The sequence below is a fragment of the Bacteroides sp. 51 genome, assembly GCF_010500965.1.
GTDB lineage: Bacteria > Bacteroidota > Bacteroidia > Bacteroidales > Bacteroidaceae > Bacteroides.
In genome coordinates, this window is record NZ_QVMI01000020.1 from 72,625 (window position 1) to 81,094 (window position 8,470).

The 8,470-nt window shown below is 32.3% G+C and carries 6 protein-coding genes; 5 read left to right on the forward strand and 1 reads right to left on the reverse strand.

What is annotated here, in order from left to right:
- Nucleotides 1-259: InlB B-repeat-containing protein (locus D0T87_RS15650; protein WP_203558700.1), on the forward strand; the 259-nt coding region annotated here is incomplete at its 5' end.
- A 114-nt stretch (nucleotides 260-373) separates the two neighbouring features.
- On the opposite strand, the gene D0T87_RS15655 is transcribed toward D0T87_RS15650, so the two are convergent.
- On the reverse strand, nucleotides 374-1,723 hold the full coding sequence (locus tag D0T87_RS15655) for a hypothetical protein (RefSeq protein WP_163176082.1): 1,350 nt from the start codon (nucleotides 1,721-1,723) through the stop codon (nucleotides 374-376).
- A 433-nt stretch (nucleotides 1,724-2,156) separates the two neighbouring features.
- On the opposite strand from D0T87_RS15655, the gene D0T87_RS15660 reads away from it, so the two are divergent.
- The 4 genes from D0T87_RS15660 (at nucleotide 2,157) to D0T87_RS15675 (ending at nucleotide 8,235) form a co-directional block, all read left to right on the forward strand.
- The gene (locus tag D0T87_RS15660; RefSeq protein WP_163176083.1) at nucleotides 2,157-2,378 is read left to right on the forward strand and encodes a hypothetical protein; all 222 of its coding nucleotides are present in this window, start codon (nucleotides 2,157-2,159) and stop codon (nucleotides 2,376-2,378) included.
- A complete protein-coding gene (locus D0T87_RS15665; protein ID WP_163176084.1) occupies nucleotides 2,371-3,501 on the forward strand; it encodes a hypothetical protein in 1,131 nt (376 codons plus the stop codon). The genes D0T87_RS15660 and D0T87_RS15665 overlap by 8 nt, the downstream gene beginning before the upstream one ends.
- Before the next feature lie 3,233 nt (nucleotides 3,502-6,734).
- Nucleotides 6,735-7,304: a BfmA/BtgA family mobilization protein gene (locus D0T87_RS15670; protein WP_163176085.1), complete on the forward strand. Its 570-nt coding sequence runs from the start codon at nucleotides 6,735-6,737 to the stop codon at nucleotides 7,302-7,304.
- A gap of 40 nt (nucleotides 7,305-7,344) precedes the next feature.
- Nucleotides 7,345-8,235, forward strand: a complete 891-nt coding sequence (locus tag D0T87_RS15675; protein ID WP_163176086.1) for a DUF5712 family protein — start codon at nucleotides 7,345-7,347, stop codon at nucleotides 8,233-8,235.
- Nucleotides 8,236-8,470 lie beyond the last annotated feature (235 nt).

Below are 8,470 nucleotides of genomic sequence, written 5' to 3' on the forward strand. Positions count from 1 at the left end.
TTATAAGTTTAATATTCAATCGCAAGACTGGAAGTTCAACGTATCGTTCAAAGAGGAGTTTACGATCATTGTAAATACCGATGGTGGTGGTACTGCTACTGGGGGAGGAAAATATGCCGATGGTGAAAGTTGTACTGTCGTGGCTACAGCTAATTCAGGTAAAACCTTTGAAGGATGGTATGAAGGGAGTACTAAGGTTAGTTCAGATGCAAGCTATATTTTTACGGTTAGTTCTAACAGAACACTAACAGCAAAATAAGCATAATAAACGAATTGATTGACCTATACATTTGTTCGCAATTTTAATCTTCATGCAAAGATAAACATATTTTTCGGAAACTAAAAAAAACTTTAATCAATTTAATCTTATTAACTAGTCTCCTTCCAATATCTCAGTCGGTTGTACATATTCACGTTTGATCACCATACTATTGGGAATCATAGCCTGTGGCCTAAAGAAGTCATGAAAGATTCGATGTATTAAAGGGATTCCATGAAGATCAATAAGAGATTGGCCCAATACTGTGTTAATACAATTAATATGATAGATTTCTAAGGCAGCTTTATTGGCAATTCCTGGGATAATATCACTTCCAACAAGAATATTATTATATAATTGCTCAGGTATTCCGATCTTTTTTTCATGATCTATATGATATATCTGCTGAGACTTTCTATCAGATAAAACTAATTGGGATATAAAATTGAAAACATTTTGAGATTCTTCATTAGGAGGAGTTAACAAAAATGGTTCCATTGGGTTAAACTGTCCTGGTGCAAAACTTCTTATCATCTTAGTGTAATGAGAGGCCATTCTCGACAATCTGGAAGGTATAGCTGAATTAAAATCACTATCGTCCTCTGTGGCTTTTACGGTTGGAAATTCTCTTTGTGCAAAGTCCGTAATCATAACCCAACCATGAGTCAATAAACCAGACTCTCGAATAGGAACAGAGATTCTTGCAGGGGCACCACCACCAGATGCAAAGCGCGTATCTCTTAGTTGCGTATCATGTGGTTCAATAAAGAAAAATAAAAAATCAGTATTGGCTAACCCTTGTTCATCAAATGGTTGTGTGTTGTGAGGTATTTCAGGATTATCAATGGCTAATCGATTTTGACTTTTCATCTCTCTAACTTCAAGCATTGCTTTTGCCTTGACAGAATTGGTATAATGGTTAACTACAGTGTTATTTAATAGTGTTTCTATTTCTTCTACTTTAGTTTTGAACCAGGCCGTAGAATTAGCCCCAGAGTGTTTTTTTCGATAGTTTAATGAATCTATGTTTAATTTTGATAGTTTTTCAAAATACGCTTTTCCTATTTTACCTAATGCTTTTGTGTTTTGTTCATACCACACATGGTTCCAAAGCAGACCATTTGAAGTCATTCTATCATAGGCTGCTGTTGCCGGGATTAAACTATCATCTTTAATCCATCCATAATTATCGCCAGCTTTTACCCATGAATGTTCTCTGGTTAGAAGGCTAAGCTTAAATCTTGATAAGCGGTCGCCTTTATCTACTACCATGACTTCTTCTCCTGATTTAATATCTCTGAGAATACTATATTCGGGACCTTCACCCCTTAAGTTCGAATCTGTTTTCAATTTGTACCATCCCAAAGGGTCTTTCTGAAATTGAATATGTGCCTGGTTACTACCTTTTGGATTAGTAGGTAAGGTTCTTGACTCTTTATTCCTTGAGTTCGAATAATCTTTCATTATACCGCCTTTTTAAATCTGTTAAGAGAAATGGTTTACTTTAATTAGTAGACTCATCAAACATTTTTAATAAATATAAAACTATTCTTAATAACACCAAGTGTAATGAAGAAGATATTTTTGTCAGAGCGTAAAACCTCTAAGTTTGATCGACCAAGAAGATTATGTTAATTCAATTGTATTAAAGTCATAAATGGATATGTTTTCTTACGAAATTGCATGAGCGTCGGCATAAAAATAATACAAAACAACTGCAAAAAGTATTTTCCATCTGCCCGAACATAACCTTTCCATTTGCAAGAACGTTTTTTCTATTTGCAAGAATGTAAAATGTAACACGCTTGAAGAGAAACATATAACTTAAATTTTGAGGAACCATTGTATATATCGTATATATAATATATATTTGTAGAAACAAAACATATGAAATATTATGAATGAAAAATTAAAGAAAAGAAAAGTGATTGACATTCCGGAAGACATATTTCCTGCTCTTTCAGTAAAGGCAGCTCTTAACGGACAAAATCTAAAGAATTATATTGAGAGTCTATTGGTCAATGATGTTGCTGACATAAAAGATACTCTCTCTAAAGATCCTTTGCGACAAAGAGAGAAGCGAGTATCTAATTTACTAAAGGAAAATAACTATGATTGAAAAGGATAAAAACTTGGTTCGAGTACCTCGAGCTTTGAGTGAATATTACAATTTAGATTTGATAGAGAGATTATACGAAACGACAGGGAATAATGCAGCTGCAGATCTAGTCATTTTTCTCGCCGGTAGGCAACCAAAGAATCTTTTTGGTGAAGTATGGTTTTCTGTTAGTGACTTTTGCAGCGAAATGGGATATGATAGGACTAACATGCAACGGAAACTAAGTCCGGATCAGATAGCTAAGGCTATCGGTCAAAAAAGTCCGGAGTTACTTATTTCTGGCACCAATCAGGAAGAGATCAAACATCCCATAGAAACTGTTTTCGAAGTTGCCCTTTATAAACTAGGCAAAGAGAACCTAACTTTTCCTAGTAATTCAAACGGGAAAACCACTTATAACTTCGTTCAAATCATAACTAAGTTGGATATAATCACTGATACCTCTACGAAAAAGAAAACCAAAAGATTATATTCGGTTAAATTGAACGATAAAATAGCCAATACATTTTTCACTAGCTATAATCTTTTGGAACCACAAGATTATAAAAAAATTCCCGATCGAGCTGGTTATCGATATTTCTATCTTAACCTTTCCAGGATGATTTTCCTCATCAAATATAAGATAACAAAAGGAGAAGCCCCATATTTCACTTTGTCTGTAGATCAGCTCGCTAAAATCTTCAATATTAATGTCGAAGAGAATAAAAACAGGAAAAGAAAGATTGGAGAGATTCTGAACAGGATAAATAGTATTCTGAAGACGACTAAGTTTGAATATGAATTTATTAAAGGGACTGGCCAGAAGTGGGCATATACCGTACAATTTTTCTTCCCTGAAGAGACTTTGAATTATTTTAATGAAAGCTTTAAGGCGTCTTTTACTACTCGCTTTTATGATGAGATGATGAAATATTACATTAGCAATAAGCTAAAAGCTCCGATGTCTTCACAAATTTTCGAAGATGTGAAAACGAAGGAAGAAGAGAATCGTAGATTTATTGAATGGATACATTCTACCGAAGACATGGAAGAAAAGGAAACCGCTTACCGTAGAAATTTTCAAGCTATCTATGGTACAACCCCAGAAGCAATGGGCTTTGAGAAAGATAAAATTATATTTTGATTTAGATGTGTATAAGTGTACACCATAATACATAAATTCTTTATTTAGATACTTTAATTAGATGTGTAAAACCGTACACCTAGCTCTTTTTAGATGTGTATAAGTGTACACCATAATACATAAACTCTTTATCTAAATACTATATTAGATGTGTAAAACCATACACCAGCAAACAAAACAGCTGGCAATTAATGCTTAGATGTGTAAAAGTGTACACCATAATACATAAGTTTTTTATTAAATACTATATTAGATGTGTAAAACCGTGCACCAACAAACAAAACAGCTGCCAATTAATGCTTAGATGTGTAAAAGTGTACACCATAATACATAAGTTTTTTATTAAATATTATATTAGATGTGTAAAACCGTACACCAGCAAACAAAACAGCCGACAATTAATACTTAGATGTGTATAAGTGTACACCTTACGGGGTTATTGCAATATTTAGATGTGTATAAGTGTACACCTTACTCGATTTAGATGTGTATAAGCGTACACCTTACTCGATTTAGATGTGTATAAGTGTACACCTTACTCAATTTAGATGTGTATAAGTGTACACCTTACTCAATTTAGATGTGTAAAACCGTGCACTTTTGATTTTAGATGTGTAAAACCGTGCACCTTTGAAGTCCCCCACAAGAGCTAAAACGCCGTTTAGATGTGTAAAACCGTGCACCAAATTCCTAATAACCTAAACCACCTAAAATATATAATTATAGTACAAGAATAGTCCGAAAACCATTTTCAATAATAGGGAAAAAAATTGGATGAACTTTCCCTTTTTCAATCGGTTTAAGCGAGGAAAGGTTAATCGAAAACAAAACATTGGCAAACCCAAAGAAAAGAGGACACAGCGATCAAAAAGCACCAAATTTAGCGTCTATCAAAGCAAGATGGATTTATCATGCAGTAATTTGTCACGATAAACCAATATCTAAGTGAGCGTAATCCCACAAAGATAGATCATACACATTCTACAAAGTTTATATGCTAGACCTACACTAATATTACGATAGAATTTGCTGCAGCTAAATCCTATGTCACATATTTCCCCCCCCAAAGCGTTAGCGTAAAATTGTAAGCACTTATTTCGTAATAGAATCATTAGCATTTCCTCTAGAGTGTGTGTGCTAAATTGTATATGTTGGAATTTTAGTAAAGTGTATTCTACAAATAAAAGTCCTTCAATAATTATAATTTTAGTAAACGCTCTTAATTTAATATACAAATAAGCCAAACTCCTTAAATGTATAATATATTGAAGATACTTTGCTTTTATTGCTTATAATTTAGATATTGGAATATTAAGGCATCATTGATGATGATAAGAAACAATTTTCAGAACAACTTTAAATATCTTTTTCATATACCCAGCAAAAAGATCCTTAAATAATAGATACGTTCAAATATCTAGTCATTTTCAATACTACAGATGGAAGTTTATTATTTGCTCTCACAAAGCGACTAAAAACCATGCCGATTAACTCTAAATGCAAACCTGAGATTGATCAGTATTATATTGATCAAAACAAGAATATGGCAAATTCTCTATTTTTATAAACGTATTCAGCTTTAACTTTTCGCAAATCACTCCACAGTTTTCTTATGTCTATTTAAATGGAACTCCATATTATTATAACTTCAAGAAGAATTAACCAGCTAAAGTAAGTTTAGTCTTGTGTCCTAATAAATTAACTCAGATTTATTATATCCTTTTGAATAAACATCTCAAGAAGAAGCTGATTTCTATTTTGCATAATAGGCGGAGAAAAACTGGAAATTCAGGATTTCTTTTTAAATCCAGGTTTTATTATGAAGATTCATTTTTTTTTCATGCATCATCCATGTTTTTTTAAAATATCTAACCAACGTATCAATGAGTAATTTAATATATCAGCACGAGATATATTAATTAATATTTTGTTCGAACGTTGAAATTTCAAATATAAAGCGAGATTTAGACTGTTAAATCACCTGTATGAAAGAGTTAAAGGCATTTTTATTTATTAATAATTGAATAGATACGTATTGAAAGCTAAAAAATGTAACATCCAAAATTGTGTGTATACAGGCTAGAAACCGAAGATTCGTACAGTAGATGAAAAAAGTAGATCATTCTTTCCAGAAGGGTGAGCGTAGGCAAAAAAAGAGGGTTTTTCTTTCCAGAAGGGTGAGCGTAAAATTAAAACCGACACTTTTCGTCATAAAATTCACAAAATTTTCTTTCCAGAAGGGTGAGCGTAAGCAAAAATGGTCGTTTTTTCTTTCCAGAAGGGTGAGCGTACCTTTCCAGAAGGGTGAGCGTTCTTTCCAGAAGGGTGAGCGTACCTTTCCAGAAGGGTGAGCGCTTTCCAGAAGGGTGAGCGTAAAATTTTAAACGGCTGATAATCAGCGAATTAAAAACGACCCCTTCTTTTCTCTAGCTTTAGCTAAAGATTTTCAGCTAAAACAAAGAAAGCTAAAGAAGAAATCTCAGAAAATCATTTTCAATAAATGTTCTGAAAACCATTTTCAATAATAGGGAAAATAAATTTAAAAATTTAAGCAGTTATATCACACATTTTACGTTTTCGGTTCGAATTTGAAATGTTCCTAAATTAGTAAGGGAATTATCCAAAAAAGAAAATAAACGCTCTAATCGAAAGAAAATACATAAATAGGGACATTGATTTAATGAGATACACTTCACGACAGAAGAAGTAACATTAACTCCGTTTTTTGCTGTGATTTATTGTTTCCGCAGATATTAAATTCATCAAATATAGAAAAGAAAAATCGAATGCCAGCTTTACCGGATGGGTATGTCAATGATATGCGTGCTAGATTAGCATAGCAAATCGAAAATCATCAACGCACAGCGTGTAAATAAAATTTGATTTTATGTAAATTTATTTCCCTACCGATTGCGAAGCCCCCATTTTGGAAATGGAACGAAGTGTAATGTGGTAAGCAAGAAGAATTCACGCATACACGTGAATTAATAACGCAAAGCGTTATATATGAGATATTTAAATAATTATCATTTTTTCAAAATGGAGAATAATGGTAGAAAAAGATATATAAATATCTGATTCTTAATTATATATATGGTAGAACACTATATTTATAGATTCAATTAATTAATTAATAATCAGTATATTAACTTATTTTCCAAAAAATGTAATGGATAAAATATAGATAATGATTAAATCTAATTATCTTTGTATCAAATAAATATGATTACTTTATGGCTTTAAAAAAGAAAATAGAATATGCTAATTTAAAAATAGATGTTCTGGTAAAAAATAAGATAGATTCTTTAAAGGGACGTACAACCTATAGCCAGTGGTTTGACGATATTATTGACTATGTTATAATGAATGGCATTGATCCTAAGAATTATCGCACTTTACCACCAGCACTTACTATTACTAAAACCATTACTGAAACTTTTAAGACACTTTCTGATAGATTGGAAAATGCCATCAAGATTATTAGAAGCATTGAAACAACAAAGATTGATCCCATGTTACATACTATTGAATCAATTGCTTCAGGAACCCAAAGAGATGATATCGGTCCAGAGGAAATGCAAGTATTTGAAATGGTAAAGATGAACGAACAGTTGCAGAAAGAAAATTCTGAAATGAATCAGATAATAACAAATTTGAAAAGTACTAAACTATCAGATCGGAAAGAACTGGCTGCAATTGTAGATGATTTAATTTCAGAACAACATATTTCTGTTGATAATAGTGGAAACTACATTATAACTAAAGAATATAAGAAATTATTAATTGAAAAAATTAGAGGATAAGTAGGTGTATAGCAAATATTATAGACCAGGTAAAAACAGCATGCATATCTCACAAAATGCAGGTAGTTGTGTTAAATTGGTAGACTATTTAAGTAAAGAAGAAGGTCTGGGGAAAACCTTTTTCTCTCATACAGCTGATGATATTTCACCTATTGATGTGATTGAAAAAATAGATAATAACAAGCGAACTCTAAAAAAGAACCAAGACAAATTCTATATGTTGTCTTACAGCCCATCGCAGAGAGAAATACAACATTTAGTTAAGCATGTTACTGGGAAAAAAATAACAGAATTTTCAGAATTAACAGAGAGTGAGAAGCAACAGGTATTTGATGAGTTTAAGAATTATGTTCGTGATTGTATGAATGTATATGCCAAGAATTTTAACCGAGAAAAAGAACTAACTGGTGATGATCTTGTGTATTTTGGAAGAATTGAGGAAGACAGACACTATACCCATCTTGATAAGGAATATGAGCAAGGTTTGAAAAGACCAGGAGATTTAAAGCCCGGATTAAACATGCATGCTCATGTCATTGTTTCCAGAATGGATGTTAGTCAGACAATAGCATTATCTCCTTTGACCAATAGTAAAGGCAATACTAATGTATTGAATGGTAAAGAAGTCAAAAATGGATTTAGCAGGGAGGGATGGCAAGCACAATCACATCAATGTTGGTGCGAAAAATATAGATATATACCTACTCCTGACGAATACTTTTACATGAGAGATAAAGCATTTGGCTCTTTTAAAGCTAAAATTCAAAATAAGATTCTTCAGGAGATTATGGAAGGAATGAAAGAGGAACAACAAGCAACATCAACCGTAAAAAAAATTACTTCTTTGGCACGTTCTCCAAAGAATTTAATGAAAAGTTATTTAAGAAAAACTATAAGAAATATTTTATCTCAAAGAGAAAATGAACTATAAGAATAAGACTTATAATTGTTAGATTTCTTGAATAATTATTTCTGAGCATTTGCATGCAAACTTTTTGATTTTGTATCTGGTTGTCCTGTTTGAATGGTTGTTTTAAAAACACAACTACTGATCAGATTGGCGGTATATTGACATACTCCCATCCCTAAAGAAATGGGATTCGGTTTTCAAGCAATGATAGCCTGCTTTGCAGGTCTTACATCATCTATTCCCAGAGTTGATGTCC